We start from the raw sequence: 26,803 nt of genomic DNA on the forward strand, positions 1-26,803 counted from the left end.
GAGATAACCCAGCGCATGGCGCAGCAACCCAATCCGGCGGCGCAAGCCGTCTCCAACATCTATCGGACGCCTGAGCTCTGGCAGAAGATCACCTTCACGTTCCTGTGTATGGTGATCTATCGAATCGGAGCGCACATCACGGCACCCGGTATCGATGTCCAGGCGCTGACCGACTACTTCACCCGCCAGCAGGGCGGTGGCCTTCTGGGCCTCTACGACATGTTCGTGGGTGGTGGTCTTTCCCGCGCGACCGTGTTCGCGCTCGGCATCATGCCCTACATCTCGGCGAGTATCTTCGTCCAGATCGCCGGGGCCGTGTTGCCGAACGTGGACAAGATGCAGAAGGATGAAGAAGGCCGGAAAAAGCTGACGCAGTACACGCGTTACCTCACGGTCGTGCTGGCGCTGATTCAGGCCTACGGGTTTGCGCTGTTCACCGCGTCGCTTCCGGCCGCGGTGTCGCGTCCGGGGCCGTGGTTCACGGTGCAGATGATGCTCTTCCTCACCACGGGCGCGATCTTCGTCATGTGGCTGGGTGAGCAGATCACGGAACGTGGTCTGGGCAACGGGGCGTCGCTGATCATTTTCTTCTCGATCGTCGAACGCATGTGGCCGTCGATCTTCCAGTCGTTCAACTTCGTGACGACGGGCGCCTTGCCGGTGCTCTCGCTCGTGGTGCTGGCGATTCTGATGGTCGGCGTCGTGGCCGGTGTGGTGGCGATCACGGTGGCGGCGCGTCGCGTCCTCATTCAGATCCCGCAGCGCACCATGGCGCGTGGACGGCAGCGTGAAGCGGCCCGGAATTTCATCCCGCTCCGTATCAACACGGCGGGCGTGATGCCGATCATCTTCGCGCAGTCGGTGATCGTGATTCCTGGGGCGATCGCGCAGTTCAGCGGCAACGCCAAGGCTCAGGAAATTGCGGAAATGTTCAATCCGCAGGGACCGAATCCGTGGTTGTACTTTGTGCTCTCCGCCGTGCTGATCCTGCTGTTCACGTACTTCTACACGTCCATCATTTTCAATCCGGTGGATCTGGCGGAGAACCTGAAGAAGCAGGGCGGCTTCGTGCCTGGCATCAAGCCTGGCGCCAAGACGGCTGAATACATCGAGCAGGTGGTGGAGCGGATCACGCTCCCCGGCGCGATCTTCCTCACGGTCATTGCGCTGATGCCGATCGTCATCGCGCGCTTGATCAACGTGCCGTTCGCGTTTGGCGGAACGTCGCTGCTGATCGTGGTTGGTGTGGCGCTGGATACGATGGCGCAGATGCAGCAGCACCTGCTGCTCCGCAAGTATGACGGCTTTATGAAGAAGGGGCGCGTGCGCTTCCGCGGCCGTCAGGCGACTCAGGGCTTCTAAGGAAGATCATGATCATTGTCCTGCTTGGACCGCCGGGTGCGGGCAAGGGGACTCAAGGCGAGCGGCTTGCCGCTCGCCTTGACGTTCCTAAGATCGCCACCGGCGATGTACTCCGCGCCGCGGTACGTGACGGCACTCCGCTCGGGCTCGAAGCGAAGGCTGCCATGGATCGCGGCGATCTGGTCCCCGATGAAGTGATCATGGGGATCATGAAGGAAGCACTGGCGTCCCCAACGGCAGCCAAGGGAGCGATCCTCGACGGCGTGGTACGTACCACGCCGCAGGCTGATGGTGTCGCCGCCATGCTTTCGGATCTCGGCCGAAAGGTCGATGCGGTGTTGCTGTTCGATATCGCGGAAGACGAATTAGTGCGCCGCCTGAGCGGACGGACCACCTGCGACGTGTGTCAGCGACCGTTTTTCGGGCGCGAGCCCGGTGAAACGTGCGAAGCGGACGGAAAGGTCGGTACACTCGTACGCCGCAAGGATGACGAGCCGGACGCGGTGCGGAAGCGGCTGCAGGTTTATCGCGATCAGACCTCTCCGGTAATCAACTGGTACGAGGAGCATGGCCCCCGGGTCGTGCGCATCGACGCCATCGGATCACTCGAGGAAGTCGAGGCTCGCGCCCTGCACGTGCTCGAGTACTAATGGCGATCGGCGGATCGGCTCCTGCCACGTTGCTCAAGTCACCGCGCGAGATCGAGATCATGGCGCGGGGTGGCGCGCTGCTGTACGCCACGCTGCAGCACATGAAAGCCCACGTTCGACCCGGCATCAGCACGGGTGAGTTGGACACGCTGTGCGAGGCGTTCATCCGCTCGCACGCCGGTGCCGAGCCGGCCTTTAAGGGACTCTACGGATTCCCGGGCAGTGCCTGCATCTCGATCAACGAGGAAATCGTGCACGGCATCCCGTCGCGAAAGCGCGTGCTGACCGATGGCGACATCGTGAAGCTCGATTTCGGCGTCAAGCTCGACGGCATGTATACCGACTCCGCCATTACGGTGCCGGTCGGGGCCATCGACGAGCAGACACAGCGCCTGCTGGACGTCACCAAGCGGTCGCTCGATGCCGGCATCGCGGCGGCCACGCCCGAGAACCACGTGGGCGACATTGGTGCCGCGGTGCAGGCGGTAGTGGAGGCGGCCGGATTCTCCGTGGTGCGTGAACTCGTGGGGCATGGGGTCGGGTTCTCGCCGCACGAAGAGTTGCAGATCCCGAACTACGGCAAGCCGAAGCGCGGAAAAAAGCTCAGCGTGGGGCTCACGATCGCCATCGAGCCGATGGTCAACGTGGGAACGGCCAAGACCAAAACGCTCAGCGATAAGTGGACGGTGGTGACGGCCGACGCCAAGCGCTCGGCGCACTTCGAACACACCGTGGCGATCACCGAGCACGGGCCGCGCATTCTGACGCAGCCGCTCGGCTAGCTATCGCTTTCTGGCCAGCGGAACCGTGAGTGTCTTGTCGGAACCGCAGTCGATGATCGCCGTCCGCTCCGCGTTGTCGTAGCCGGGTAGCGAGATGGAAAGCCGGTAGCTGCCCGGACGTAGTTCGAAGGTGGTGCCGAGGATGGCATTCACCCGTACCGTGGAGCGCTCGGTTTCGCTTTCGAGGCGAACGAGCGCTTCTGTCGTTTCTGACACGGCGGGCTGCAGCGATAGCATGAGCCGGAGTTTGCCCACGCCATTGACGGTGGCACAGGCCGACGCGGTGGGCGACGACGCCGTGGCGGAGGCGCCCGCCGGTGTTCGAGGCTTCACATGTGCACATGCGGCGACGGACAGCACCGCCCCCACCAGCACAGCAAACCGCCACGTGGTCATACTGGTACCATGGCGCGCTCGGCTGCGGCTTCCGCCACGCGCGCGTGTACCGAGGCCGCATCGAGACAGGCGCGGGCCTCGGAGGCGAGCTGCGCACCCGTTGGCGTACCTTGCTCATCCAACGACGCCACGTTGATGCGCACGTTGAGCACCGCGCCCTTGCACGCCGCTTCAGCCATCAGCGCCGCAACGCAGGCATCGGTCACGGCGTTGCTGTTCCCCAACTCCGCGACGGTGGCCGCGATGGACGCGACCCTCACGGCGAGATGCGCTGTTTCAAGCGGCACGCGCGACGCGAACACCAGCGCGTCGCGGATCGCGTCGGCGCGCGCCACGGTGTGCTCCGGTTCCTTCGACATCGTGTACGCCGTGCGCACGCGCTCGTACGCATCGGCATCGCGCTGCACCAGCTCCGAGAGTTGGCGGCGCAGCGTGTAGGCGTCGATGGTCAGCTGCTTCATCTGGTCTTCGACGGCGGCGTACTTCTTCTTGCCGATCGTGAGGCCAGCCACCATTTGCGCAAGCGCCGCACCCAGGGCGCCGACATGCGCGGCCACACTCCCGCCCCCCGGCGTGGGCGACGCGTCGGCGATGCGCGCCATGAAGGTCTCAACCGACTCGCCGCCAGCGATGACCTCGCGCACTTTCGTTTCCAGCAGCATGGCCTTGGAGAAGCCGCGCAGCTGCACGTGTCGCGCGCCCGCTTCGAGCAGTACGCGCTCGGGAACCAGACCGACAATCTCGCTCCACGTTGGCGAGACGCCGTGCGCGGCCGCTTCGGTCTTCACGATCTCGAACACGCGATGCAGCGGCGTCTTCTCGGTGTCGACCAGATTCATCGAGACCTGCGCCTGCCCGTCGACCTCCATGCCGAGGCCCTTCACATAGCGCAGGCCGCCCGACGACCCGCGGATCGCCTTCGCGACTTCCTTGGCCACGGGAAGATTCTTTGCGTCGCCGAGATAGACGTTGTAGGCCACCAGAAAGGGACGGGCGCCGATTGCCGTGGCGCCGGCCGTTGGATGGAGTTCGTTCGGCCCGAAGTCGGGCGTTCGCGCGGGATTGGTGCGGATGTCCTCACGCAGCCCTTCGAATTCACCGCGACGCACATCGGCGAGATTCTCGCGAGCAGGCGTACTCGCCGCGCGTTCGTACAGATAGACCGGAATGCCCAACTCTGTCGCCGCGCGTGCCCCGAGCTCTCGGGCGAGGGCGACGCAGTGCTCCATGGTCGTGCCTTCGAGCGGAATGAACGGCACGACGTCGGTGGCCCCGATGCGCGGATGCTCGCCCTGATGCGCGGTGAGATCGATGCGCTCCTTCGCGACCCGCATCGCGGCGAAGGCTGCCGGGACGGCTGCCTCGAGCGATGCGATGAAGGTGATCACCGTGCGGTGATGCGACGGATCGCTGGACACGTCGAGCACGTGTGCGCCGGGGGTGCCCGCGATGGCGTCGCGAATAGCGGCGATCACCGCGGGGTCGCGACCTTCAGAGAAGTTGGGAACGCATTCGACGAGAGACACGATCAGGTGGGGTCGGGGGCGGAAACGGCGGTGGTGCCTTCACCTTCGTTGAGCATGCCAAGGAACCAGTCGTGAAGAATACCGTTGCTGGCCACGATTGGCCCACCCGTGAGCGGCGCGTGGCGTCCCTCGAGGTCGGTGACGCGGCCTCCGGCTTCGCGCACCAGCAGGACGCCGGCCGCCAGGTCCCACGGGTTCAGAAAGAGCTCCCAGAATCCATCGAAGCGTCCGCGGGCCACATCGGAGAGGTCGAGCGCCGCCGAGCCGGCGCGGCGCACCCCGGAGATGATCGGCATGAGGCGCCGCAGCTGACGCAGGTAGAGGTCGGCCTGCGAGACATCCTTGAACGGGATGCCGGTGCCGATGAGGGCGCGGGCAGGCGTCACTGTCGTAGACACCCTCAATCGACGGCTATCCAGGAAGGCCCCGTCTCCGGCGGTTGCATGCAGGACGCCACCGCGAGCCACATCGTGCACGATACCGGCCTGCGGCGCCCCATCGAGCGCGATGCAAATCGAGACGCCGTAATTCGGGAAGCCGTGCAGGAAGTTCGTGGTGCCATCGAGGGGATCGACGATTGCGACCAGTCCCTCATCGGGGCGCGCGTCGGCGCTTAACTCTTCGCCCACGATCCGGATGCCGGGAATACGCGCCGTGAGCATGTCGCGAATGCGCTCCTCGGCCCCGACATCGACCCGGCTCACGAAGTCCGTTGCGCTCTTTTCCTCCCAGGCCAAGGTGCGGTGCGACATCGCCTCGTGCGTGATGAAGCGCGCGGCCGTGTCGGCGGCGGCGATGGCGGCGTCGCGCCATTCCTGGCGCTTCGGGTGTGCGGAGGAGGTCATTCGGCGCGAGGTGCGTTGCTGGAGAAAATCACGGTGGGTACGTTTGAAGGATGGCACGCATCTTCAGCGGCATCCAGCCTTCGGGCGAACTCCACATCGGCAATTATCTCGGTGCCGTCAAGAATTGGGTCCAACTACAGGAGACCCATCCTGGCGCGCTGTTCTGTGTCGTCGATTATCACGCTATCACCGGCGCCTACGATCCGGCCGTGCTGCGCGCGCGGCGCTGGGGTATGGCGAAGTCGCTGCTGGCGGCCGGCATCGATCCTGCCAAGGCGGCGCTGTTCATGCAGAGCGACGTGCCAGAGCACACCGAGCTCTCGTGGATCTTCACGACGCTGACGCCGCTGGGCGATCTCGAGAGGCAGACGCAGTTCAAGGACAAGTCGTCGAAGGTGGAGAGTATTCCTGCCGGCTTGCTCATGTATCCCGTGCTGCAGAGTGCGGACATCCTGCTGTATCGCGCCGATTCCGTGCCCGTCGGTGAAGATCAGATCCAGCATCTCGAGCTGGCGCGTGATACCGCGCGGAAGTGGAATGCGAAGTTCGGGCAGGAGTACTTTCCCGAGCCGAAGCCGCTGCTCACGCCGACGCGCCGTATCATGGGGCTCGACGGGCAGTCGAAGATGTCGAAGTCGCTGGGCAACACGATCGGCCTGATGGAAACCGACGATGAGATCTGGGCGAAGCTGCGTCCGGCGATGACCGATCCGCAGCGCGTGCGCAAAACCGATGTCGGGCGCCCGGAAGTGTGCAACATCTTCCAGCTGCACAAGGCGTTCAGCAGTGCGGAGACGGTGGCGCAGGTCGATGTGCAGTGCCGCACCGCCGGATGGGGGTGCATGGATTGCAAGAAGGTGTTGCAGGAAGGCATGGTGCAGGAGCTCACGCCGATCCGTCGTCGTGCCGAAGCGCTGGACGCCGAGCCGCAGCGCGTGCTCGATGCGATGGCCGCTGGCGCCGAGACGGCGCGCGGCATCGCGCGCGAAACCATGCGCGAGGTGCGCGGCTACATGGGCCTTGACGCGGTCACGATTCCCGCCGCCGCCACCTCGTGACAGGGCACGCCGGCCACCGCCGGTTGGTGGTGGACCTGCAGAGTACGTCGCCGCATATGCGGGTGCCGCAGTGGGCGGCCGAACGCGTCACGGCGGCGGCGCCGGCTGGGTGGGAGGTGGTGCACATCGCCTCGCCGTCGAAGTCGATCGGCAGCGGCAGCAATATGGCCAGCGTCGAGACACTGGCGGCGACCGCGAAGGCCGAGGGTTACTTCGGCTACGGTGTGCCCTCGGGGTTGCTGCAATCCGCCCCGCAGCTGCGCTGGGTGCATAGCGCCGCGGCGGGCGTCGGCGCGTCGGTCACGCCGGAGCTGCGCGCCAGTGGCGTCGTCTTTACGAACAGCGCGGGCGTGTACGGCGAGCCCATGGCGGATACCGTGCTGGCGGGGGTGCTGCATTTCGTGCGCGGCCTGGACTTCGCGGTACGGCAACAAGCCGCGTCCACGTGGAATCAGTTGCCGTTCATTCACCGCGTCGGCGGCGACCGCGCCGACGTGCGTGAGCTGGCGGAGTTACGCGTGTTGATCGTGGGGGCGGGCGGCATCGGCACGGCGGTGGCCCGTCGGTTTTCGGCGTTGGGGTGCCGCTGCGTGGGGATCCGGCGCCGGCCTGAACTCGGCGCGCCGGAGGGCTTTTCGCGGATCGTGGGACCGAATGCGCTCGACACGGAGCTGCCGACCGCCGATGTCCTGGTGCTGGCGGCGCCCCTGACCGGCGGGAGCGCGGCCTTGTTGGACGCCCGTCGGCTCGCGTTGCTCCCCGCCGGGGCAATCGTCGTCAACGTAGCGCGGGGCGCGCTGGTTGCCGACGAGGCGCTGCTGGATGCGTTGAACCGGAATCATGTTCGTGGCGCGGTGTTGGATGTGTTCAACACGGAGCCGCTACCGGTCGACAATCCTTACTGGCAGCATCCGCAGGTGCTGGTGACCCCTCATGTGTCGGGCGTCTCGCCGCAACATTGGCGGCGGGTGCTCGAGCTGTTCGAAGACAACTGGCGGCGTTGGCAGGCGGGCACACCGCTGCGCAACGTCGTGGACCTCGATGCGGGCTATTGATCGGGGGCCGCACACTTTCCGACGGATTTCAACGCAGGCATCGTGGCGATCGAGCGAATCATCAAGGCGGCAGTCGAACGCGGTGCGTCCGACGTGCACATCAAGGCGGGGGACGTGGTGCGTGCGCGCATCGACGGCCGCCTCGTGGTGCTGACGAAGCAGGCGCTCACCGCCGAGCAGACGCGCGCGATTGCGTTGCATTTCATGATGTCGGATGCCGAACGCGCCACGATCGATACGCTGAAGGACCATGACTGCTCGTGGCATTCGCCGGGCGTCGGACGGTTCCGTGTGAACATCATGCGGCAGCGGGCCGCGCATTCCATCGTGATGCGCGTGATCCCCGAGGACGTGCCGACGTTTCAGTCGCTCAGGCTCCCGCCGGTACTCGACCGGATCGCGCACACCGAGCGCGGCATGGTACTGGTGACCGGCGTGACCGGTTCCGGCAAATCGAGCACGATGGCCGCGTTGGTCAATGCGATCAATGCGTCATACGAGAAACACATTCTCACGCTCGAAAATCCGATCGAGTTCATCCACGCCGACCTGAGAAGCTCGGTCACGCAGCGTGAAGTGGGCATCGATACCGAGAGTTTCCGCATGGGACTGCGGGCGGCACTGCGCCAGGATCCCGATGTGATCCTGATCGGTGAAATGCGCGACCCGGAAACGATCGATACCGCGATGAAGGCGGCCGAGACCGGTCACCTGCTGATCTCGACGCTGCACACGCCCGATGCGCAGAGCACGATCATGCGTATCGTGGCGATGTTCCCGCCCGATGAGCAGACGGTGGTGCGCATGCGTCTCGCCGAATCGTTGCATGCGGTGGTGTCGCAGCGTCTGCTGCCCCGCGCGAACGGTCAGGGACGCGTCTTGGCCTGTGAGGTGATGATCGTGACGTCGACGATCCGCGATCTGATCGCCGAAGGCAACATCGTCGAGATCCGCGACTACATCGCCGATGGCGCGCAGTACGGCATGCGCACGTTCGATCAGCATCTCACGGAGCTGGTGAACGGCAACGAAGTGACGTTCGAGGTGGCGAAGGCGGCGGCGACCAACCCGGCCGACTTCGAACTGAGTTTCCGCATGGGCAAGAATCGGCAGTCACCTCCCTCGGGCGTGCGTGGGATTGCGTCGCGGCCTACCGGGAGCACGAAGTCGGTGACGCAGGGCGTGGGGACGATCGCCACGCCAAGTGGTCTCGGGGTGAATCCGCTGGGCACCGGTCCGACGATGCCGCCGATCGCGACGAGTCCGAGTGGTCATTCGGCGGTATCGAGTCCGAATCCGCTCGGGAACGACGCCGTGTTCGGCAGCGGTTTCGAGAGTCTCTTCGGGAGCTGATCCCGCACGCCGGGAAACGGGAGCGCGGGCACCGGATTAGATTTTCCGAATGCCGAACACTCCCCTTGGTGGGCTCATGGTGCCCGCCGCGTCCTGCTTTACCGCGACCGGTGATCTCGACCGCGCCGCGTTCCAATCGAACATCGATGCGTATGTCGGCCATGGCGTCGATGGCGTGCTCATCGCCGGTTCGAGCGGCGAATCCGCCCTCCTGGATGACGACGATCGTCGCCAGTTGCTCGTGTGGGCGCGCGAGCGTCTGTCCGACGACAAGTGGCTGTTGGCCGGTGTCGGCAGCGAGAGCACGCGACAGACGATTTCGCGCACGCACGACGCGAAGGCCGCCGGCGCTTCGGCGGCGCTGGTGATCTCACCGCACTACTTTCTGAAGCGGATGACGGAGCCGGCGTTGCTGGCGCATTTCCGTGCGGTCGCCGACGCGAGTCCGTTGCCGGTGCTGCTGTACAACATGCCGGCGTATGCGCATCTGGTGCTGAGTCCGGCGTTCGTCCATGAGATGGCCCAGCACGAGAACGTGATCGGCATGAAGGACAGCGCGGGCAATATTCCGGTCTTCACGCAGTATCTCGAATCGCAGGGACCGAATTTCCGCGTGCTGACCGGCAGCGGCGCCACGGTGGTCCCCGCGTTGGCGGCGGGTGCATCGGGGGCGATTCTGGCGATCGCGCTGTACGCCGGTCCGCTGGTCCGTGAGATGGTCAATGCCTTCCGCGCGGGTGATGTGGACGGCGCGACGGCGCTGCAGGCGCGTCTGGCGCCGCTGGCGACGGACATTGCCGGTGCGATGGGCCCGGCCGGTATCAAGGCGGCACTGGATCTGGTGGGACTGCATGGCGGACCGCCGCGCAGTCCGCTGCTGGCCGCGAACGCCGACGAAGTCGCCATCGTGCGGGCGCGTCTCGAAACAGCGGGGCTGCTGTCAGCGTAGGTCGGCTATGCTTTCGCTGATACTCCTTGGCGCGGCCCTCGCGGGTGGTGTGATCCTGATTCCGTTCGGATTGCCCGGCTTATGGGTGATGCTGGGCGCGGCACTCCTGCACTGGGTGCTGGTGCCGCTGGGCGGCATCGGCGTGTGGACGATGGCCGGTGCGGGTGCTCTGGTCGTGGCGGCGGAGGTGCTCGAGTTCACCATATCGGCCCGCTACACCCGGAAGTACGGCGGCTCGCGCCGGGCCTCGTGGGGAGCGGTCATCGGCGGCCTGGTGGGGGCCCTGGTGGGCATTCCGGTGCCCGTGGTGGGTTCGCTCATTGGCGCATTCGCCGGCGCCTTCCTGGGGGCACTGGTGGCCGAGCTCTCAGTGGCGCGCGCGGCGCGCGGCGCGCCGGTACGGGTGGCCACGGGGGCGTTGGTGGGTCGAGTGGTCGCTGCGGCCGCGAAAGTGGGAATCGGCGTCGTGGTTGCCGTCTGGGTCATGGCGGCAGCGGTGGTCGGAAACTAGATTCCCTCAACGCCTCGCGGGTTGTCCGCGGGGCGTTTTTTGTGCGCGGCCCCGAGCCGCCGGAGCCAGGGATTCGCATGTTCGATTCGACGACACGTACGGTGGTGGTAGTGGGTGCCCAGTGGGGCGACGAGGGGAAGGGCAAGCTGGTGGACGTCCTCGCCGAGAAGGCCGATTGGGTCGTGCGCTATCAGGGCGGTGCGAATGCCGGTCACACGGTGCATATCGGCGACAAGTCGTTCGTGTTGCACCAGATCCCGAGCGGCATTTTGCACCCGGGGGTGCGGTGTGCGATCGGCAATGGCGTCGTCATGGATCCGGAGACGCTGTTCACGGAAGTCGACGAGCTGATTGCCGACGGCGTGGACGTGGAGGGGCGGCTGTACGTCAGCGAGCGGGCCCATCTCGTGATGCCGTACCACAAGCTCGTGGACAAAGCGAGCGCGGCCAGCAAGGCGATCGGCACGACCGGTCGCGGCATCGGTCCTGCCTATGAAGACAAGGTGGCGCGCCGCGGTGTGCGCGTGCTCGACCTGCGGAATCCGGGCCGACTGCGCGAGCTGGTCACGGCGGGCGTGGAGCGGGCAAATGCGCAGCTCGAACGTTCGGGCTCCGAGTTGCGCGCGTCGGTCGATGAGACGATCGCCGCGCTCGATGCGCTGACGCCGCGCTTGCTCGGCCTGGCCGACGACGTGGGCCTGTGCGTGCACCGCGCAATCAAGAGCGGAGCGGCGGTTTTGCTGGAAGGCGCGCAGGGTTCGATGCTCGACATTGATCATGGCACGTATCCGTTCGTGACGTCGAGCAACACGACGGTGGGTGGCGCGGCTACGGGCGTCGGCATTTCGCCGATGTCGTTGCAGTGCGCGCTTGGCGTGGTGAAGGCGTATACGACGCGCGTGGGACATGGTCCGCTGCCGACGGAGTTTGCCGAGCCGCTGCAAACACAGGTCCGCACGCTTGGTCATGAGTTCGGCGCCACCACGGGCCGTGCCCGTCGTTGCGGCTGGTTCGATGGTGTCGTGGTGCGCTACGCGGCGCGCGTGAACGGTCTCACGGCGCTGGCCATCACCAAGCTCGACGTGCTGGACACGCTCGACGAGTTGTTGGTGTGCACGGGCTATCGCATCAACGGTGAGGTGCACACGGAATTCCCGGCCGATCTCCAGTTGCTGGAGCACGCCGAGCCGGTGTACGAGACGATGCCGGGGTGGCACCAGTCCACGCAGGATGCGCGGAAGCTGGAAGACCTGCCGGCCGCGGCGCGTGCTTATCTCGATCGTCTCGAGCAGCTGTGCGAGACGCCGATCGCGTATGTGAGCGTCGGTACCCGTCGCGACCAGATCATTGGAGTTCACGCGGTCGTCGCATGAACGCGGCGGCAGCGACGACGTTCGTGGATGTGGCGATCGTGGGGGCCGGGCCGTGCGGTCTGGCCGCCGCCATCGGGGCGATTCGCGGTGGGCTCTCGGTGGCGGTGTTCGACCGCGGTTGCCTCGTGAACGGCATCGCGAGCTATCCGACGTACATGACGTTCTTCAGCACGGCCGAACGCATCGCCATCGGCGGGGTGCCGTTTCTGGTGGCGACCGACAAGCCGACGCGTCGTGATGCGCTGGCGTACTACCGCGGCGTGGCGTCGATGTACGACGTGCCGGTGCGGCAGTACGAAACGGTGGAATCGATGCGCCCGGTGCGTCTCGACCCGCCGGCCGGTGAACCGGTGCCTACCCGCGCGGCGCAGTGGCTGCTGCGCAGCGTGAAGCGCAGCGGCGAGGTGATGGAAACGGCGGCCCATGCGGTGATCATCGCGACCGGCTATTTCGGTCGTCCGAATCTCCTGCAGGTGTCGGGCGAGTCGTTGCCGCACGTGCGTCACGGCTACGTGGAAGGTCACTCGGCGTGGCGCGAGCCAGTCGTGATCGTGGGCGGCGGCAATTCCGCGGTGGACGCTGCGCTCGACATGTACCGGGCCGGCGCGCACGTCACGATCGTGCACGTGGGGGCGACGCTCGATAACGGGGTGAAGCCGTGGGTGCGTCCGGAAATCGAGGCGCGTATTCACGAGGGCAGCATCCAGGCGCACTATGAGAGCCGCGTGGTGGCGATCGAGCCCGACGTGGTGGTGGTGGCGGGGCCAGATGGCGAGGTGCGCATTCCGGCCACGCAGGTGTACACGATGACGGGGTATCTGCCGGAAACGGGATTGCTGGAGGCGGTGGGTGTGCCCATCGAACCGGGCAGCGGCATCCCGCAGCACAACCCGCTCACGATGGCCACGCCGGTGGCGGGTGTCTACCTTGCGGGAGTGATCGCCTCCGGGCTTTCGGCGAATCGTATCTTCATCGAGAACGGCCGCGATCACGGTGACACGATCGTGCGGCATATCCTTTCCTGACTTCAACTCTTCGGTTCCGATGGCTTCCCAACCCGACGTGATGGACAAGCTGGTGTCGCTGTGCAAGCGCCGCGGCTTCATCTTCCAGTCCTCCGAGATCTACGGCGGCACGGGCTCGGTGTGGGACTACGGTCCGCTCGGTGTCGAACTCAAGAAGAACATCAAGGATCGCTGGTGGAACGCGATGGTGCGCTCGCGCGACGACATCGAAGGGCTCGATGCGGCGATCCTGATGCATCCGCGCACGTGGGAAGCGAGCGGGCACGTGGCCGGTTTCGTCGACCCGCTGGTGGACTGCAAGACGTGCAAGGGTCGATTCCGCGCCGACAAGCTGGAAGACGCGCGCTGCCCGCAGAAGCCGAGCAAGCAGCCCGGCCAGCACGATGCCTGTCAACTCACGGAAGCGCGCAATTTCAACTTGATGTTCAAGACGTACATGGGCGCGCTCGAGGAGAGCGCGAGCATTGTCTATCTGCGTCCGGAAACGGCGCAGGGCATCTTCGTGAATTTCCTGAACGTGCAGCAGAGCATGCGCCAGAAAGTGCCGTTCGGCATCGCGCAGATCGGCAAGGCGTTCCGGAACGAGATCACGCCGGGCAACTTCATTTTCCGCACGCGCGAGTTCGAGCAGATGGAGATGCAGTTCTTCGTCGAGCCGGGCACGGACATGGAGTGGTTCGAGCAGTGGAAGCAGCTCCGCATGGAGTGGCACCTGGCGCTCGGCCTCTCGCCGGAGCGTCTCAAGTTCCATCAGCACGGCGCCGGCGAACTCGCGCACTACGCGCGCGCGGCGTTCGACGTGACGTTCGACTTCGGTGGTACGCTCGGCTTTCAGGAAATTGAAGGCGTGCACAACCGCGGCGATTTCGATCTCTCGCAGCACCAGCAGTTCTCGAGTAAGAAACTGGAGTACTACGACCAGCTGAACAACAAGCGTTTCGTGCCGTACGTGATCGAAACGTCGGTCGGCGCGGATCGCGTCACGCTGGCGGCGCTGGTGAATGCGTACCGTGAAGAGTCGGTCGAAGGCGAAGACGAAGGCCGCGTGGTGCTGGGGCTCCATCCGTCGATCGCGCCGATCAAGGCGGCGATCTTCCCGCTCACGAAGAAGGACGGCCAGCCGGAAATGGCGAAGCAGATCATGAACGACCTGCGCATGGCGTTCCCGATGGACTACGACGAGTCGGGGTCGATCGGCAAGCGCTACCGCCGTCAGGACGAAGTCGGCACGCCGTTCTGCATCACGGTCGATGGGCAGAGCACGACCGATCAGACGGTCACCGTGCGTGACCGCGACACGCTGGCGCAGGATCGCGTGGACGTGAGCCAGCTCAAGGGATACCTGGCGGCGAAGCTGGTGGGGTAGTTGGCTCGGCTGGCGGTGTGCGTGCGGCGCGATCGGAGGAACTGATCACACAGAGACAAGGAGAAAAGGAGACAAGGAGTTCTCTTTTTCTCCTTGTCTCTTTTTCTCTGTGTGATCGGTTCAGCGAGGCACGTTGACGCGCTCATCACCATCGAGATAGCCATTCATGATCCGCTGCACGCCGTCGATTAGGCGGTCGCCTCCGAAATTGATGAGTAGGCCGACTGGCAGCTGCATGAGCCGCAGATAGGTCAGCAATTGTCGCTGGTGAATGGGCGCCGGGCGTTCGGTGCATTTGAGCTCGACGGGCACGCGGCCTTCTATCAGGAGGTCGAGCCTGAAGCCGAATGCGATTTTCGTCCCTTTGTACTCGAATGGGATGACCTGCTGTCGCTGTACTCGGAGACCTCGTCGCGTGAGTTCGGCGGCCAAGACCTCCTCGTAGGCCGACTCGAAGAGGCCGGGGCCGAGGTCGGCGTGGATGTGGATCGAGGCGTCGATGATGTCGGCGGTGATCTGATTGATGGGGGGCATGCCGGAGCATGCGCCGAGGCCGTCATCGTCCTGTCAGCGAGTTGCCATCCCACGACGTAGCCTGCAACGTAGGGGTGCCGTCCGCACGCGGGCGGCCCTGCAGTGCTCAGCCCTCTCTTTCCCGACCATGCTGCCACTTCGACCTTTCCTGTTTCTCACGGCGCTGTCCGTTCCGGCGGTGCTGACGCAACCGCCGGTCAAACCGGCGACCGCGACGTCCCGCGTGGCGCCACTGGCACCACTGGCGCCGGTCACGTTGGACTCCACGCTGCTCAAGTCGTTCCGGTGGCGCAACATCGGTCCGGATCGCGGCGGCCGGTCGATTGCCGCCAGCGGGGTGGTGGGGCGCAAGAATGAGGCGTACTTCGGCGCGACCGGTGGCGGGCTCTGGAAAACCACCGATGGAGGTGAGAACTGGGCGCCGGTGACCGACGGCCAGATCACCAGCGCCTCCGTGGGCGCGGTGGCCGTCAGCGAGAGCAGTCCCGACGTCGTGTACATCGGTATGGGTGAGTCGGCGATTCGCGGCAACATCATGCCTGGCGACGGCATCTACAAGAGCACCGACGCCGGCAAGACGTGGGCGCACATGGGCTTCAAGACGGTGGACGCGATCTCCAAGATCCGCATCCACCCCACGAACCCCGACATCGTGTACGCGGCCGTGTTCGGCAAGTACAGCGTGCCGAGCGCGGAGCGCGGCGTGTTCAAGAGCACCGACGGCGGCAAGTCGTGGCGCAAAGTGCTGTTCCGCGATGACAAGTCGGGCGCGATCGATATCGCCCTCGACCGCAACAACCCGAGCGTGATGTACGCGGCGATGTGGGAAGCGTACCGCAAGGAGTATCAGATGTCGTCGGGTGGTCCGGGTTCCGGCCTGTTCAAGAGCACCGACGGTGGCGAGACCTGGACCGAGATTACGCGCAACAAGGGACTGCCCGCCGGTCTGGTGGGACGTATTGGCGTGGCGCTCACCGCCGCGAATTCGAACCGGGTGTACGCGCTGATCGAGAATGACAACGGTGGACTGTTCAAGAGCGATGACGCGGGCGCGACGTGGACGCTGGTGAACAGCGACCGCAACATCCGGCAGCGCGCGTTCTACTACACGCATCTATTCGCCGATCACAAGAATGCCGACGTCGTGTACGCGCAGAACACGTCGCTATTCCGTTCGCCCGACGCGGGCAAGACGCTCACAAGCATCGGCAACGGCACGCACGGCGACCACCACGACCTGTGGATTGATCCGGCGGATCCGACGCACTTGGTGGGCGCGAATGACGGCGGCGGTGCCGTGACCACGAACACCGGTATCAAGTGGTCTGAACAGGACTTCCCGACCGCGCAGTGGTACCACGTCATCACCACCAAGCACATCCCGTATCACGTGTGTGGTTCGCAGCAGGACAACAGCACGCTCTGCACGCCCTCGCAGTGGAACTTCGGCCGGTCCAACGGCGCGCAGCAGGCGGCGGGCGGCATGGCGGTGTCGTATCAGGTGGGTGGTGGTGAGCCCGGCTACATCGCGGCGGATCCGCTCGATCCCGACATCTTCTATGCCGGCACGAACAATGGCGGCTACGTCGACAAGTTCAACAAGAAGACCGGCCTGTCGCGCGAAGTGAATCCGTATCCCTGGTTCTATTCGGGTGAGCCGTCGAAGGACATCAAGGAACGCTGGCAGTGGACATTCCCCATCCTGTATTCGCCGCTCAATCCGAAGATGCTCTTCGTCTCGTCGCAGCGGCTGTGGCGCACGCTCGATGGGGGGCGTACGTGGAAGGTGCTGAGCGGCGACCTGACGCGTCATGCGCCCGAAACGCAGGAGAAGTCGGGCGGTCCGATCACCGGCGATATGAACGGCCCCGAAGTGTATGGTGTGATTTTTTCCGTCGGGCCGAGCAAGAAGGACGTGAATGTGATCTGGACCGGTTCCGATGACGGTCTTGTGCACGTGACGCGCAATGGCGGTCTCTCGTGGACCAACGTGACGCCGAAGGACATGCCGGACTTTGGGCGCGTCTCGCAGATCGACGCGTCGGCGTTCGACGCGGGCACGATGTACATGTCGGTACGCCGTCCACTGCTGAACGATCGCGCGCCGTACATCTTTCGCACGACCGACTTCGGCAAGACGTGGACGAAGATCGTGAAGGGCCTTGGCGCTGAGGACTACGTGCACGCGGTGCGCGAAGATCCGGCCCGCAAGGGGCTTCTCTATGCCGCCACGCAGCACGGCGTCTATATCTCGTACGACGACGGCGCGAACTGGCAGAGCCTCAAGCTCAACATGCCCGACACGCCAATCGCCGATCTCGTGGTGGAAGCGAATGATCTCGTGATCGCGACGCACGGTCGTGGATTCTGGGTGCTCGACAACGTGGCGCCGCTGCGTCAGGCCACGCCGGCCGTCCTCGCAGCCGACGCCCATCTGTTCGCGCCGCCGGTCGGCATCCGCTCCAGCGCCGGCGTGCCGATGAGCTGGGTGTTCAAGTCGGCGCCCAAGCGCGCGACCTTATCGGTGCTCGACTCCACCGGCGCCGTACTGCGTGAATTCACCGGCGACACCGCGACCGCGGCGTCGGCCGGTGGTGCGGGTCGTCGTCGTGGCACCTCGTCGTCGTTCCCGCTCACGGCCGGACTGTCGCGCTTCACGTACGACATGCGCGCCACGGGCATCGAAAGCTTTCCCGGCATGATTCTCTGGGGCGCAGGCACCGCTGGGCCGGCGCTGCCGCCGGGTCGCTATACGGTGCGTCTGACGGCCGATGGCAAGACGCTGACGGCGCCGATGACGATTCAGCGCAGCCCGCTGTTGCCGGAAGTCACGAACGCCGATCTGCGCGCGCAGTACGCGTTCGGCAAGCAGGTGCGCGACAAGACGAACGAAGCGCAGAAGGCCGTGATCGAGATTCGTCGCGTGAAGGAGCAGTTGGACGACCGCCTCAAGCGCAGTCAGGATGCCGCGCTCGCGGCGAAGGGCGGTACGCTCAAGACCAACGCGTCGGCCGTGGAAGAGCAGGTGTATCAGGTGAAGAACCAGAGTGGACAGGACCCGCTCAACTTTCCGATCCGCGTGAACAACCGCCTGGCGAATCTCCTGTCCATGTCGGAGCGTGGTGACGGCCCCCCGGGCACGTACATGCCGGAGATCCTCAGCATCCTCACGAAGGAACTCGGCGGCTATACCACGAAACTCGAGACCGTGTGGAAGGTCGATCTGTCCGCGGTGAACGCGGAGTTGAAGCGGCTCAACTTGCCGTTGCTCGATCCCAAGTGCACGGTCGTGGCCGGATGCACTGCCACCCCATGAAGACTCGCGTCATCATCACGGTGCTCAGCGCAGTCGCGCTGAGCACCGGCTGTGGTCCGAGTGTGCGAACGCGCGTGGCGAACGCGATGCAGGGATGCCTCGCCGTTCGCAATCCGGCGTTCGTGCGCGGCGAGGGCGAGCGGGCGCTGTCGATTCCGCTGCCGCCAGCGGTCGATTCGCTGGCGAGCGGCACGGCGTACACGTTCGGGTTGATTGTGTATCAGGAAACCGCCGATCAAGCGACGACGCAGGCCGAAGTCACGTGCGCCCTCGAGCTGGGATCGCGCTACGAAAGCGAAGACACGCGCGACTGGCTCAACTACTTCTCGCGCCATCCCAATGCGCCGGTCGCGAATTTGGCGACGCGGTTGCTGGATGGGCAGCTCCGGCAGATCGGCGCGGCGCCTCAAACGCGTGCCGCGCCGAAGTAGGGCGTGATTACGGCTTGCGCTTGTCCCTCACGGCCCGCTTCACGTCACGACGTTCCTGCTTCACGTCACGCTTGTCGGCGCGGATCTCGCGCGTCTCCTGTTTCACGGCGCGGCGGTCGCCGACCTTCGCGGCCTGCCGACGATCGCGCTGATCTCCGTTGAGTTCGTGCTTGGCCTTCCGCAGTTCCCTCGCTTCCTGCTTGACGGTCTGTGCGGACGCGGTCGATGCCACGGCGAAGGGCAGCGCGGCGAGCAGTGCGGTGAGATAGATCGATCGACGCATGAGACACTCTCCTGGTGCGCGGCAACACGGCGCCGATCCCTCGATCATCAGCCGTATCGCGACGGGTTCATCAAGGAAGACGGGCCCCGGTCGGCGATGTTAAGCCGGCGCGGGGCCCGTCGATTTTCACTCAATAGAACATTGGCACTGCCGCACGTTGACGTCAGCGCTCGATGCGCATCCCCACCATGCCCCACGGCTTGTAGAACTCGTAGCTCGGATCGTCGCCGCCACCACCGCGGTTGAGGCGATCGCCAACCGTCGCGCGCAGCGGCGTATTGGACAGGTTGATCGCTTCGGCGAAAAGCTTGATGCCGGTGCGAATCTGATAGGAGCCCGACGCATCCCACTGCAGCCGCTCACGGGTGCGGGTATCTCCATCAGGCGTGATCGCGTTGAGCGTGGACAGGAACTCGCCGGAGTAGTTCGCACCGACGCGTAGCGATACGGGACCGCGATCGAAAAACACCCCGAGGTTGCCGGCATTGCCGGTCTGTCCTGGCAGCGGCGTATCGACACCGGTACGTCCGCGACCCGGGATTTCGGCAACCGACTTCGTGTAGGTGTAGTTCGCGTTCAGTCCGAGACCGGCGAGCATGCCTGGCAGGAACGTGAGGTTTTGCTGCCAAGCCACTTCGAAGCCATACAGTTTCGCCGTGGGGCCATTCACCGGCTGAAGCACCTGCGTCGCATCGGGACCGAGCGCTTCATCGGTGCGACGTGCGCGGGCGGTGGGGAAGATGAAGTTCTTGAGGTCTTTGTAAAACGCGCCGGCCGACATGAAGCCGACTGAGCGGAAGTAGCGCTCGACCATGAGGTCGTACGCCAGCGCCGTCGTGGCCTTGAGCGCGGGGTTGCCGATCGTGGCTGTTTGCTGGCCGGCCTGCACATTCACATACGGCGTCATGTCCTGGAACTGCGGGCGCACCAGCGCAGTGGTCACGGCCGCCTTCACGTTCGTGTAGTCGTCAATGCGATACGTGGCGTTGATCGACGGGAACACGTTGACGTAGTTGCTCGTGCCGGTGGTGTCTGCGATGGGGCGGGACAGGGCGGTGCCGGCGGCGTTGAGCGACACGATCTTCGCCGTATTCTCCACGCGTGTGGCTTCGACACGAACGCCGGGGATAAGGCGCAGTGCGCCAGCATCGAGCGTGGCCATGAGGTACCCGGCGTAGACGTCTTCACCCACCGCGAACGTCCCACCGGCCGACGTGGTGGCCGAGGTGAGGGCATTGGCGGTGAACGCCGTCGGATTGGCCTTGATGAAATCGGCCATGCGGGTCGGATCGAAGGTGCGTCCGAACTGGTAATCGCCGCCAAAGATCGTGCGGCCGGTCGTCTCGGCCGTGAGGGCGCTCATGAGCGTCGCCGCAGTGGCACCCGACGCGTTCGCACCGAGCGCATTCGTATACGTGGCGTTCACCAGCGAGTTGTCGCGTTCCTTGAGTCGCGCCGACAGGCCGCCTTTCAGCGTGCCGGTGACGCCGCCGAACGACACTGGCATCGAGGCATTCAGCTTGGCGCTGATGTCGCTGTCCTTGGTGTCGCGCACTTCGCGCACGAAACTGTTGAAGCCGAAACGCGACGGATCATCGAACGCTCCGACGGACACGTTCGCGCGCGGGCGATTGGCATCGGCGAAATTGTAGCCGAGCGTCATGCCGCTTTGCCGGAACGACATCGTGAGCACGTCCGGACGGCTTTCGGAGGCGCGCGACGTGCCGACGGCCCAGTCGAGCGACTTGCCGTCCTTCGCGAAATGCTCACCGCCGACCTGCGCCGTGAGAATATCCTGGATGACCTCGCGCAGGCGGATATCGCGGTCGAACTGCGATCCGGTCGTGATGCCGGAGTCGGGTGTCACCTGCGTCCAGCGGGAGCCGCCGCCGCCGCGGAAACGGAAACGGGCACGGGCGCGGACTTCATCGTCGGAAAAACGATTGAACGTGCTGCGCACGAACAGCTTGCTGTTGTTGGCCAGCAGGTAGTCGAGCGTACCGTTGAGACCGGCGCGGAGGCGGTTCACCTGCGGATAGTCACGCAGCTCGAAGAGATTCGGCGCGTCGAGCGAGGTCAGCGACGGCGCAATGCCGCAGTTGCGCGTCTGCGAGCACCAGTCGCCTTCGATGTTCTGCGACGCGCGCTCGTTCTTGTAGTACGTACCGCCGACCGTGGCGCCGAACTTCTGCGACGCGCCGAACCGCTTACCGGCGTTGGCACCGACATTCACCAGCGCCCCGCCGCCAAGCTGGTTGGCGCCGCCGGCGAAGGTGGCGTTCAGCAGCGGCTGGTTGGCGCGCGCGGTGCGGGTGACGATGTTCACGTTGCCGCCGATGGCGTCGGCATCCATGTCCGGCGTGAGCGTCTTGGAGATCTGAATCTGCGCCGCCTGGTCGGAGGGCACGATGTCCATCGGCAGCTGGCGGCTGTTCTGCTCGGGGGAGCTGATTCGAAGGCCATTGAGCGACATCGAGTTGAGATCGGCATTCGTGCCGCGGATCTGCACGAAGCGACCTTCACCCTGGTCGCGCAGGACGGCTACACCCGGCACGCGGGCGAGCGCTTCGGCCATGTTGGGGTCGGGGAGACGGCCCACCAGTTCGTTGTCGATCACACTCGAGATCGTGGAAGCGGTGCGTTGCTGGTTGAGCGCCGAGGCCTGTCCGGCCACCTGTCCTTTGACTTCGATCGCGGAGAGCGTCGTCATGGCGGCGGCCATCTTCACGTCGAGCGTGGCGGTGGCGCCCGCCGTTACAGTGACCGTCTTGGTGACGGCCTGAAAGCCGATGTAGCGAAACGTCAGCGATCGCGCCCCGGTGGGCACATTCACCGCGCGATAGGTGCCGTTCTGGGACGCGGCGCGAATCGCGGTGCCTTCGACGGTCACCAGCACACCGGAGAGCGGACGTCCATTCGGGTCGGTGACGGAGCCGGTCACCACACCCTGCGCGCCGAGCGGAGCCGCCGCGAGCAGCAGGCCGGCGGCAAGACAGCGAAGCGAAAAGTGCATCGAGATCATCGGTTGAGAGGAAGGCGCTTGCGCACGTCGCGCCAGTCGTAGAGGTGGAACGTCTTGTCGGTCGACATCATCACGAGCAGTCCTTCGGGAAAAGCCGGCGAGAGCGCGTGCGCCGTCACGTCGAGGCCGTCGGTTTCCTGGGCGGCGACGGGGATCGTGGCCAGCACCACATGCGTATGCGGCGCGCCCGTGCTGCCTTCGCGCGCAAACAGTTGCAGGCGATGACCCTGTTGATCGGAGACCACGAGGTAACCGGTGGAGTCGCTGGTGGGGTACACGGCGATGCCTTCGTGATCGCTCACGAAGCCGGTGGTACCGAACAGTGCGAGTTCCTTGGCCGCGTCAGCGCGATCGGGATCGGCGTAGTACTTCCGAATGCCCACGGTCTCGTCGCTGTAGTACACGAAGCCGAGATGCTGATCGACGGCGATGGCCTCGATTTCCTTCTTGCCGCTGTAGGCGCCGAAGGTCCGGACGCGGGTCGCCGTGAGTGTGCCGTTGCCGGCATCGGCGAGGCGGTACTGCCAGAGGTACCCTTCACTCGGGCCGCTCTTGCCACCGACTATGGCGAACACCGCTCCGTCGCCCGGGCGACGGTACATCGCGATGCCCATCGGCGCGCGGGTCGCATCGCCGTCAAACACCTTGATGCCGCCACCATCGATGGGTGTCATGTCTGGCAGCCGGAACATGCGCAGCGACATCGTGCCGCGTTCGGCGGTCACGGCAACGTCGATACGCTTTCCACCAAGCGAAACGCCGGTGATGATGTCGACGTTGTTCGGTCGCTTCAGGGGACGACGCGTACGGGTGCTGTCGATGCGCCCATCGAGCGTGAAGACATAGAGTCCGCCGGTGCTGTCGCCCTTGTCGGTGCCGACAATGAGGGAGCGGGATGGATTCAGCGTATCGATCCAGATGGCCGGGTCATCCGAGTCGTTCAGCACGGCCGAGGTCACGACGACGGGCCGGAGTGTGTCAGTCGTCGCTGCGACGGACGTGGTGCTTGGCGTTGCTCGTGGAGCGTCACCCGAACGACAGGCGCTCAGCAGGAGGCTGAGGACTGCGCAGGCTGTCAGCGAGGAGGATTGCACAGATGTGGACCTAGGGGCTGCTGTCGGCACAATGCCGGCAGACTCAGCGCGAAAAGCTCCGTCGATCGTGTGACCAACCCGCGACGGTTCTGTCACGGTTGTGTATCCTCGACCTACTCCAACTGGCTTTCCTCGAAGCGGCATGCGCATAGCTTTCCCGGATGACTTCTTCCGCCAATTCCCGTCCTGTCGCGCTGATTACGGGCGCCTCGCGTGGCATCGGGCACGCGATCGCGCTCCGGCTCGCACCGAAGCACGACCTGATTCTCGTTGCGCGCGACGAGTCGCTGTTGACCGCCGTCGCCAGCGAGTGCACGGTGCTCGGCGCTGCCGTGCAGTGCATCACGGCCGACGTGCAGAACGCACTGGTCACGGCGCAACGGCTGACGGGACTCCGCGTCGATGTCCTGGTGAACAATGCCGGCGTGGCGGTGATGAAGCCGTTCCTCGAGATGACCGCTGAGGAGTGGCATCGCCAAGTCGACGTCAACGTGAACGCGCTCTACCACGTGACGCGCGCCGTCCTCCCCGGTATGGTGGCGCGTGGTCACGGTCACGTTTGCATTATCGGCAGCACGGCAGGGCGCAACACCTTCGTCGGCGGCACCTGCTACACGGGCACCAAGCACTTCGTGATGGGCTTCGCGGAATCGTTGATGCTGGAGGTACGCGATGCCGGTGTCGGCGTATCGGTGATCACGCCCGGTTCGGTCGATACCGATCTGTTTCCGGTCGGCACGAATCGCACCTGGATGCTCGAACCGAAGAACGTCGCCGATGCGGTGGGCTTTGCCATCGAGGCGCCTCCACACATGCTCGTGCATCGGCTCGAGGTTCGACCGCTCTCGCCGAAGCGCCCTCGGGCCTCCTGAGGTGAGCGACGCGCGCGAACTGTTGGCGGTGCGCGAGATCGCGCACGCCTTCCTGCTGGCCGATCGTCCGAGTGATGTGCAGCAGTTCGCTCTCGATCGGGTCACACCGATCCTCGGTGCCGCGTTTTCACTGGTGATGGAACTCGGCGACGATGGAGAGCTGCTGCGGCCGGTGGCGCAGCACGAGTGGCCGTCGAAGCACCGGCATTGGATCGGCGCGCTGCGCGTACGCGTCGGTGACGGACCCAGTGGGGTGGCGGTGGCCGAACGACGACTGGTGGAGGTGGCCGATCTTTTCGCCGATGCCTCGCTTGGCGCGTGGCACGAAGTGGCGGAGGAGCTCGGCTTCCGGTCGATTATCGCGGCGCCAATGGAGACGGCGGACGGGCCGATCGGGGCCATCGCGTTCTACTTCGCCGACGCCACGCATGTGCGAGACGAGCAGCGGGCGTTGGTGCGGGTGGTGGCTGATCAGTTGGCGGCGGCCACGGACAAGTCGCGACGTACCGACGCGCTTCGACGCGCAAACGCGGCGCTGGCCGAAGCCAACGCGCAGCTCGAGCGACAGGCGGCGGTGTGGAACAGCGCCGTGCGGGCGCGCGATCAGATCGTGCATGACGTGGTGTCGGCGCTGCTCACGCTGGCGGCTCCGGGTGACACCGCCGACGCGTCGATGCGCTTGGCGGCGGTCCATGCGCTGGCCGTTGCGGCTCGCGACTACGACGTGGTCACTCACGACGACTTTTCCGCGGCCGCCGCCGACGTGGACCCGCGTGAGCCACTGCTTTCTGCGGTGGCGACCTGGCGTGTCCGGGCCCCGATGGTGCCCATTCACGTGGACGAACCCACGGTGCTCCTGCCCACGATCCGTGGCGACCTGCATTGGCTGTCCCGTCTTCTGGAACTTGTGGTCGGGCTGGCGGTACGGTCGGCGTGTATCGAGGGTGGGACGGTGAATACCGGGGTTCGGCTGGGTCGAGGCTTCATTGCCCTTCAGGTCGGGTGGCGCGATGCCTCGTCGGACGGGGGCGCAGATCAACCTCTCTCAGTGCCTTCACGTATACTTCAAGAGATGCCGCGCCGTCCGGCGCACGACCCGTTTGCGGGCGTGCGGGGGGCGGTGACGGCGCTCGATCAGCCGCTGGCCACCGTCCTGGCCGGACGCCTTGGCGGTCAGATGCGCGTCGAGCAATCGGCCAGTGGGTCAGACGACGAGGGCGGGTGGACGTTGATCTTCCCGGTCGAAGCGGATCTCTGACACACGGCGGTCGTCCCTCCCGTTCTCCCGTTCACTCCGGATCGCCCGTATGCACCAGCAGTCGAATCGCCAATTGCAGGAACGTCTCACCACGCTGCCGATCGCGGACGTCATCGCGATGGCCGCGCGATTCTTTACGCGCCGCAGCGGCGTCTACGCGACGTTTATCGAGAAGCAGGGCCCTTCGCACCTCGTCCTGCGAGGGCAGGGCGGCGAAGAGCTGGTGATCGCGGCGCGCGTGACCGATGCCGGCACGTCGGTGTCCGGGTCGACGTACATGTTCGATCAGCAGGTGGCCCGATTTCTCGACTCGCTGCCGGCGGCGCCCGCGTTGTCACAAGCTGCGCCGGACGCGCCTGCTATCGCGGCACTGCCGGAAGGCGTGGCATGACGGTCAGTACCACGCAGTTTGTGAATTCGCTGCGCGTGCGGCCGGAGATTGTGCGTCTCGCGAGTGATCAGGCCCCCGTATTGTGGACGGTACGCGTGCAGGCGGCCGACGTGTGGGATGCGGTGCGCGTTGAAGCATCGCCGGAAACGCGCGTGCGCGACGTGAAGCAGGCCGCGATGGCGCTGCTGCTGCCCGACGTCGATCAGATCGACAGTTTCATGGTGAAGTTGCATGGTGCGGAAGTGACGAACGAGTCGCAGTCGCTGCAGTCGGCGGGGGCGCGCGACGCGTCGACGCTGTTCGTGACGGGACGCCGTCGTCGGCCGGTTCGGTGAGCGAGCGATCTCCTGAGTCGTTGATCGCGGCGGTCCAACGGCTGCGTGGTGAGATTGCGAAGCGCATCGTCGGGCAGGATGCGGTGGTGGATGAGATTCTGATGGCGCTGGTGGCCGGCGGGCACGCCTTGCTGGTGGGCGTCCCCGGTCTCGCGAAGACGCTGATGATCAAATCGTTGTCCGACGCGATGCAGCTCGAGTTCCGTCGCATTCAGTTCACGCCCGACCTCGTGCCAAGTGACATCACCGGCACGGAGATTCTCGAGGAGAGTGGCGGTGGTGCACGAGCGTTCCGCTTCGTGCACGGTCCGGTGTTCGCGAATATCGTGCTGGCCGACGAGATCAATCGCGCGCCGCCGCGTACGCAAGCCGCGCTGCTGGAGGCGATGCAGGAACACAGCGTGACCGCCGCCGGCAAAACGATGAAGCTGCCCGAGCCGTTCTTCGTGCTGGCCACGCAGAATCCGATCGAACAGGAGGGCACGTATCCGCTGCCCGAAGCGCAGCTGGATCGCTTCCTGTTCGACATCCGTGTGGGCTACCCCACCGAAGCCGACGAGATTTCGATTCTGCGCACGACCACGGGAAAGCGCGGTGCGCCCATCGAAGCCGTGTTCTCGGCGGACGACGCGTTGGCCCTGCAGCGCGTCGTGCGCGAGTTGCCCTGCAGCGAGTTGGTGCTCACCTACGCGGCCAAGCTCGTGCGCGCCACGCGGCCGCAAGAGGCCTCGGCGCCGAACATCGTGCGACAGTACGTGCGATGGGGCGCCGGACCGCGCGCGGGACAGGCGTTGATTCTCGGGGCGAAGGCGTGTGCGTTGCTGGCTGGTCGCGCGGCCGTGTCGCCGGCGGATATCCGGCGCGTCGCGATGCCGGTGCTGCGGCATCGCATTCTGCCGAATTTCGCGGCCGAGGCGGATGGCGTGTCGGCGGAACCGATCATCGAGGCGCTGTTGTCGCACGTGGCAGCGCCAGGCAGCGCGCTGCCGGCCTGATCGCGCGGGATAGAGGCACCC

Annotated in this window: 25 protein-coding genes; 18 read left to right on the forward strand and 7 right to left on the reverse strand. The window is 65.4% G+C overall.

All coding sequences use genetic code 11. From position 1 onward, the window contains the following. Positions 1-15: 15 nt before the first annotated feature. The 3 genes from secY to map are packed head-to-tail and all read left to right on the forward strand — an operon-like array spanning position 16 to position 2,794. Entirely contained in the window at positions 16-1,362 is a 1,347-nt protein-coding gene (gene secY / locus RMP10_RS18160; RefSeq protein WP_309672761.1) for a preprotein translocase subunit SecY, read from the forward strand. An 8-nt stretch (positions 1,363-1,370) separates the two neighbouring features. Continuing rightward, positions 1,371-2,012 (forward strand): adenylate kinase, encoded by a 642-nt coding sequence (locus tag RMP10_RS18165; RefSeq protein ID WP_310571537.1) that lies wholly within the window; start codon positions 1,371-1,373, stop codon positions 2,010-2,012. Next, positions 2,012-2,794 (forward strand): type I methionyl aminopeptidase, encoded by a 783-nt coding sequence (gene map / locus RMP10_RS18170; protein WP_310571538.1) that lies wholly within the window; start codon positions 2,012-2,014, stop codon positions 2,792-2,794. The genes RMP10_RS18165 and map overlap by 1 nt, the downstream gene beginning before the upstream one ends. On the opposite strand, the gene RMP10_RS18175 is transcribed toward map, so the two are convergent. The 3 genes from RMP10_RS18175 to RMP10_RS18185 are packed head-to-tail and all read right to left on the reverse strand — an operon-like array spanning position 2,795 to position 5,561. Then, on the reverse strand, positions 2,795-3,190 hold the full coding sequence (locus tag RMP10_RS18175) for a hypothetical protein (protein WP_310571539.1): 396 nt from the start codon (positions 3,188-3,190) through the stop codon (positions 2,795-2,797). It abuts the gene before it with no gap. Next, positions 3,187-4,716: a glutamate formimidoyltransferase gene (gene ftcD, locus RMP10_RS18180; RefSeq protein WP_310571540.1), complete on the reverse strand. Its 1,530-nt coding sequence runs from the start codon at positions 4,714-4,716 to the stop codon at positions 3,187-3,189. Before ftcD ends, RMP10_RS18175 begins: the two co-directional genes overlap by 4 nt. A 2-nt stretch (positions 4,717-4,718) precedes the next feature. After that, entirely contained in the window at positions 4,719-5,561 is an 843-nt protein-coding gene (locus RMP10_RS18185) for an inositol monophosphatase family protein (protein WP_310571541.1), read from the reverse strand. Positions 5,562-5,611: 50 nt separating this feature from the next. Here RMP10_RS18185 and trpS point away from each other — a divergent pair, with 50 nt between their 5' ends. The 8 genes from trpS to RMP10_RS18225 all read left to right on the forward strand — a co-directional run bounded on the left by trpS (position 5,612) and on the right by RMP10_RS18225 (position 14,251). Then, the gene (gene trpS / locus RMP10_RS18190) at positions 5,612-6,619 is read left to right on the forward strand and encodes a tryptophan--tRNA ligase (RefSeq protein ID WP_310571542.1); all 1,008 of its coding nucleotides are present in this window, start codon (positions 5,612-5,614) and stop codon (positions 6,617-6,619) included. Then, the gene (locus RMP10_RS18195) at positions 6,616-7,674 is read left to right on the forward strand and encodes a D-2-hydroxyacid dehydrogenase (protein WP_310571543.1); all 1,059 of its coding nucleotides are present in this window, start codon (positions 6,616-6,618) and stop codon (positions 7,672-7,674) included. The genes trpS and RMP10_RS18195 overlap by 4 nt, the downstream gene beginning before the upstream one ends. Before the next feature lie 42 nt (positions 7,675-7,716). Beyond that, entirely contained in the window at positions 7,717-9,027 is a 1,311-nt protein-coding gene (locus RMP10_RS18200; protein ID WP_309672769.1) for a PilT/PilU family type 4a pilus ATPase, read from the forward strand. A gap of 49 nt (positions 9,028-9,076) precedes the next feature. Continuing rightward, positions 9,077-9,976: a dihydrodipicolinate synthase family protein gene (locus RMP10_RS18205; RefSeq protein ID WP_310571544.1), complete on the forward strand. Its 900-nt coding sequence runs from the start codon at positions 9,077-9,079 to the stop codon at positions 9,974-9,976. A 7-nt stretch (positions 9,977-9,983) separates the two neighbouring features. Further along, positions 9,984-10,487, forward strand: a complete 504-nt coding sequence (locus tag RMP10_RS18210; protein ID WP_309672771.1) for a DUF456 domain-containing protein — start codon at positions 9,984-9,986, stop codon at positions 10,485-10,487. A 77-nt stretch (positions 10,488-10,564) separates the two neighbouring features. Beyond that, entirely contained in the window at positions 10,565-11,860 is a 1,296-nt protein-coding gene (locus tag RMP10_RS18215) for an adenylosuccinate synthase (RefSeq protein WP_309672772.1), read from the forward strand. Continuing rightward, positions 11,857-12,885 carry a YpdA family putative bacillithiol disulfide reductase gene (locus tag RMP10_RS18220; protein ID WP_310571545.1) on the forward strand — a complete coding sequence of 343 codons (1,029 nt, stop codon included), beginning with the start codon at positions 11,857-11,859 and terminating at the stop codon, positions 12,883-12,885. The genes RMP10_RS18215 and RMP10_RS18220 overlap by 4 nt, the downstream gene beginning before the upstream one ends. A 19-nt stretch (positions 12,886-12,904) precedes the next feature. Then, positions 12,905-14,251 carry a glycine--tRNA ligase gene (locus tag RMP10_RS18225; RefSeq protein ID WP_310571546.1) on the forward strand — a complete coding sequence of 449 codons (1,347 nt, stop codon included), beginning with the start codon at positions 12,905-12,907 and terminating at the stop codon, positions 14,249-14,251. 120 nt (positions 14,252-14,371) lie between these two features. Here RMP10_RS18225 and RMP10_RS18230 read toward each other — a convergent pair whose 3' ends face one another. Continuing rightward, positions 14,372-14,785, reverse strand: a complete 414-nt coding sequence (locus RMP10_RS18230; protein WP_310571547.1) for a GxxExxY protein — start codon at positions 14,783-14,785, stop codon at positions 14,372-14,374. A 127-nt stretch (positions 14,786-14,912) separates the two neighbouring features. On the opposite strand from RMP10_RS18230, the gene RMP10_RS18235 reads away from it, so the two are divergent. Together RMP10_RS18235 and RMP10_RS18240 are read left to right on the forward strand one after the other, a co-directional pair. Then, positions 14,913-18,101 carry a glycosyl hydrolase gene (locus RMP10_RS18235; RefSeq protein ID WP_310571548.1) on the forward strand — a complete coding sequence of 1,063 codons (3,189 nt, stop codon included), beginning with the start codon at positions 14,913-14,915 and terminating at the stop codon, positions 18,099-18,101. Then, on the forward strand, positions 18,098-18,532 hold the full coding sequence (locus tag RMP10_RS18240; RefSeq protein WP_310571549.1) for a hypothetical protein: 435 nt from the start codon (positions 18,098-18,100) through the stop codon (positions 18,530-18,532). The genes RMP10_RS18235 and RMP10_RS18240 overlap by 4 nt, the downstream gene beginning before the upstream one ends. A 7-nt stretch (positions 18,533-18,539) precedes the next feature. Here the strand turns inward: RMP10_RS18240 and RMP10_RS18245 are convergent, their stop codons facing one another. The 3 genes from RMP10_RS18245 to RMP10_RS18255 all read right to left on the reverse strand — a co-directional run bounded on the left by RMP10_RS18245 (position 18,540) and on the right by RMP10_RS18255 (position 22,961). Next, positions 18,540-18,815, reverse strand: coding sequence for a hypothetical protein (locus RMP10_RS18245; RefSeq protein WP_310571550.1), 276 nt, complete (start codon positions 18,813-18,815; stop codon positions 18,540-18,542). Between the two features lie 163 nt (positions 18,816-18,978). Then, on the reverse strand, positions 18,979-21,828 hold the full coding sequence (locus RMP10_RS18250; protein WP_310571551.1) for a TonB-dependent receptor: 2,850 nt from the start codon (positions 21,826-21,828) through the stop codon (positions 18,979-18,981). Between the two features lie 5 nt (positions 21,829-21,833). Further along, positions 21,834-22,961 (reverse strand): phytase, encoded by a 1,128-nt coding sequence (locus RMP10_RS18255; RefSeq protein WP_345785827.1) that lies wholly within the window; start codon positions 22,959-22,961, stop codon positions 21,834-21,836. A gap of 131 nt (positions 22,962-23,092) precedes the next feature. Here RMP10_RS18255 and RMP10_RS18260 point away from each other — a divergent pair, with 131 nt between their 5' ends. From RMP10_RS18260 to RMP10_RS18280, 5 genes are read left to right on the forward strand one after another with little or no spacing between them, the layout of a single operon-like run. Continuing rightward, positions 23,093-23,803 (forward strand): SDR family oxidoreductase, encoded by a 711-nt coding sequence (locus RMP10_RS18260; protein WP_309672780.1) that lies wholly within the window; start codon positions 23,093-23,095, stop codon positions 23,801-23,803. 1 nt (position 23,804) lies between these two features. Further along, entirely contained in the window at positions 23,805-25,061 is a 1,257-nt protein-coding gene (locus tag RMP10_RS18265; RefSeq protein ID WP_310571553.1) for a GAF domain-containing protein, read from the forward strand. Between the two features lie 49 nt (positions 25,062-25,110). After that, the gene (locus RMP10_RS18270) at positions 25,111-25,452 is read left to right on the forward strand and encodes a hypothetical protein (protein ID WP_310571554.1); all 342 of its coding nucleotides are present in this window, start codon (positions 25,111-25,113) and stop codon (positions 25,450-25,452) included. Continuing rightward, on the forward strand, positions 25,449-25,787 hold the full coding sequence (locus RMP10_RS18275; protein WP_309672783.1) for a hypothetical protein: 339 nt from the start codon (positions 25,449-25,451) through the stop codon (positions 25,785-25,787). The genes RMP10_RS18270 and RMP10_RS18275 overlap by 4 nt, the downstream gene beginning before the upstream one ends. After that, on the forward strand, positions 25,784-26,782 hold the full coding sequence (locus RMP10_RS18280; protein ID WP_310571555.1) for a MoxR family ATPase: 999 nt from the start codon (positions 25,784-25,786) through the stop codon (positions 26,780-26,782). Before RMP10_RS18275 ends, RMP10_RS18280 begins: the two co-directional genes overlap by 4 nt. Positions 26,783-26,803: the final 21 nt, after the last annotated feature.

This window comes from Gemmatimonas sp. (assembly GCF_031426495.1).
Lineage (GTDB): Bacteria > Gemmatimonadota > Gemmatimonadetes > Gemmatimonadales > Gemmatimonadaceae > Gemmatimonas.

Excerpts from the sequence above, each read along its gene's own strand:
- secY (WP_309672761.1), top strand. The coding sequence starts at position 16 with ATGGCGCAGCAACCCAATCCGGCGGCGCAAGCCGTCTCCAACATCTAT.
- RMP10_RS18165 (WP_310571537.1), top strand. The coding sequence starts at position 1,371 with ATGATCATTGTCCTGCTTGGACCGCCGGGTGCGGGCAAGGGGACTCAA.
- map (WP_310571538.1), top strand. The coding sequence starts at position 2,012 with ATGGCGATCGGCGGATCGGCTCCTGCCACGTTGCTCAAGTCACCGCGC.
- RMP10_RS18175 (WP_310571539.1), bottom strand. The coding sequence starts at position 3,190 with ATGACCACGTGGCGGTTTGCTGTGCTGGTGGGGGCGGTGCTGTCCGTC.
- RMP10_RS18185 (WP_310571541.1), bottom strand. The coding sequence starts at position 5,561 with ATGACCTCCTCCGCACACCCGAAGCGCCAGGAATGGCGCGACGCCGCC.
- trpS (WP_310571542.1), top strand. The coding sequence starts at position 5,612 with ATGGCACGCATCTTCAGCGGCATCCAGCCTTCGGGCGAACTCCACATC.
- RMP10_RS18205 (WP_310571544.1), top strand. The coding sequence starts at position 9,077 with ATGCCGAACACTCCCCTTGGTGGGCTCATGGTGCCCGCCGCGTCCTGC.
- RMP10_RS18210 (WP_309672771.1), top strand. The coding sequence starts at position 9,984 with ATGCTTTCGCTGATACTCCTTGGCGCGGCCCTCGCGGGTGGTGTGATC.
- RMP10_RS18215 (WP_309672772.1), top strand. The coding sequence starts at position 10,565 with ATGTTCGATTCGACGACACGTACGGTGGTGGTAGTGGGTGCCCAGTGG.
- RMP10_RS18220 (WP_310571545.1), top strand. The coding sequence starts at position 11,857 with ATGAACGCGGCGGCAGCGACGACGTTCGTGGATGTGGCGATCGTGGGG.
- RMP10_RS18225 (WP_310571546.1), top strand. The coding sequence starts at position 12,905 with ATGGCTTCCCAACCCGACGTGATGGACAAGCTGGTGTCGCTGTGCAAG.
- RMP10_RS18230 (WP_310571547.1), bottom strand. The coding sequence starts at position 14,785 with ATGCCCCCCATCAATCAGATCACCGCCGACATCATCGACGCCTCGATC.
- RMP10_RS18235 (WP_310571548.1), top strand. The coding sequence starts at position 14,913 with ATGCTGCCACTTCGACCTTTCCTGTTTCTCACGGCGCTGTCCGTTCCG.
- RMP10_RS18240 (WP_310571549.1), top strand. The coding sequence starts at position 18,098 with ATGAAGACTCGCGTCATCATCACGGTGCTCAGCGCAGTCGCGCTGAGC.
- RMP10_RS18245 (WP_310571550.1), bottom strand. The coding sequence starts at position 18,815 with ATGCGTCGATCGATCTATCTCACCGCACTGCTCGCCGCGCTGCCCTTC.
- RMP10_RS18250 (WP_310571551.1), bottom strand. The coding sequence starts at position 21,828 with ATGCACTTTTCGCTTCGCTGTCTTGCCGCCGGCCTGCTGCTCGCGGCG.
- RMP10_RS18260 (WP_309672780.1), top strand. The coding sequence starts at position 23,093 with ATGACTTCTTCCGCCAATTCCCGTCCTGTCGCGCTGATTACGGGCGCC.
- RMP10_RS18270 (WP_310571554.1), top strand. The coding sequence starts at position 25,111 with ATGCACCAGCAGTCGAATCGCCAATTGCAGGAACGTCTCACCACGCTG.
- RMP10_RS18275 (WP_309672783.1), top strand. The coding sequence starts at position 25,449 with ATGACGGTCAGTACCACGCAGTTTGTGAATTCGCTGCGCGTGCGGCCG.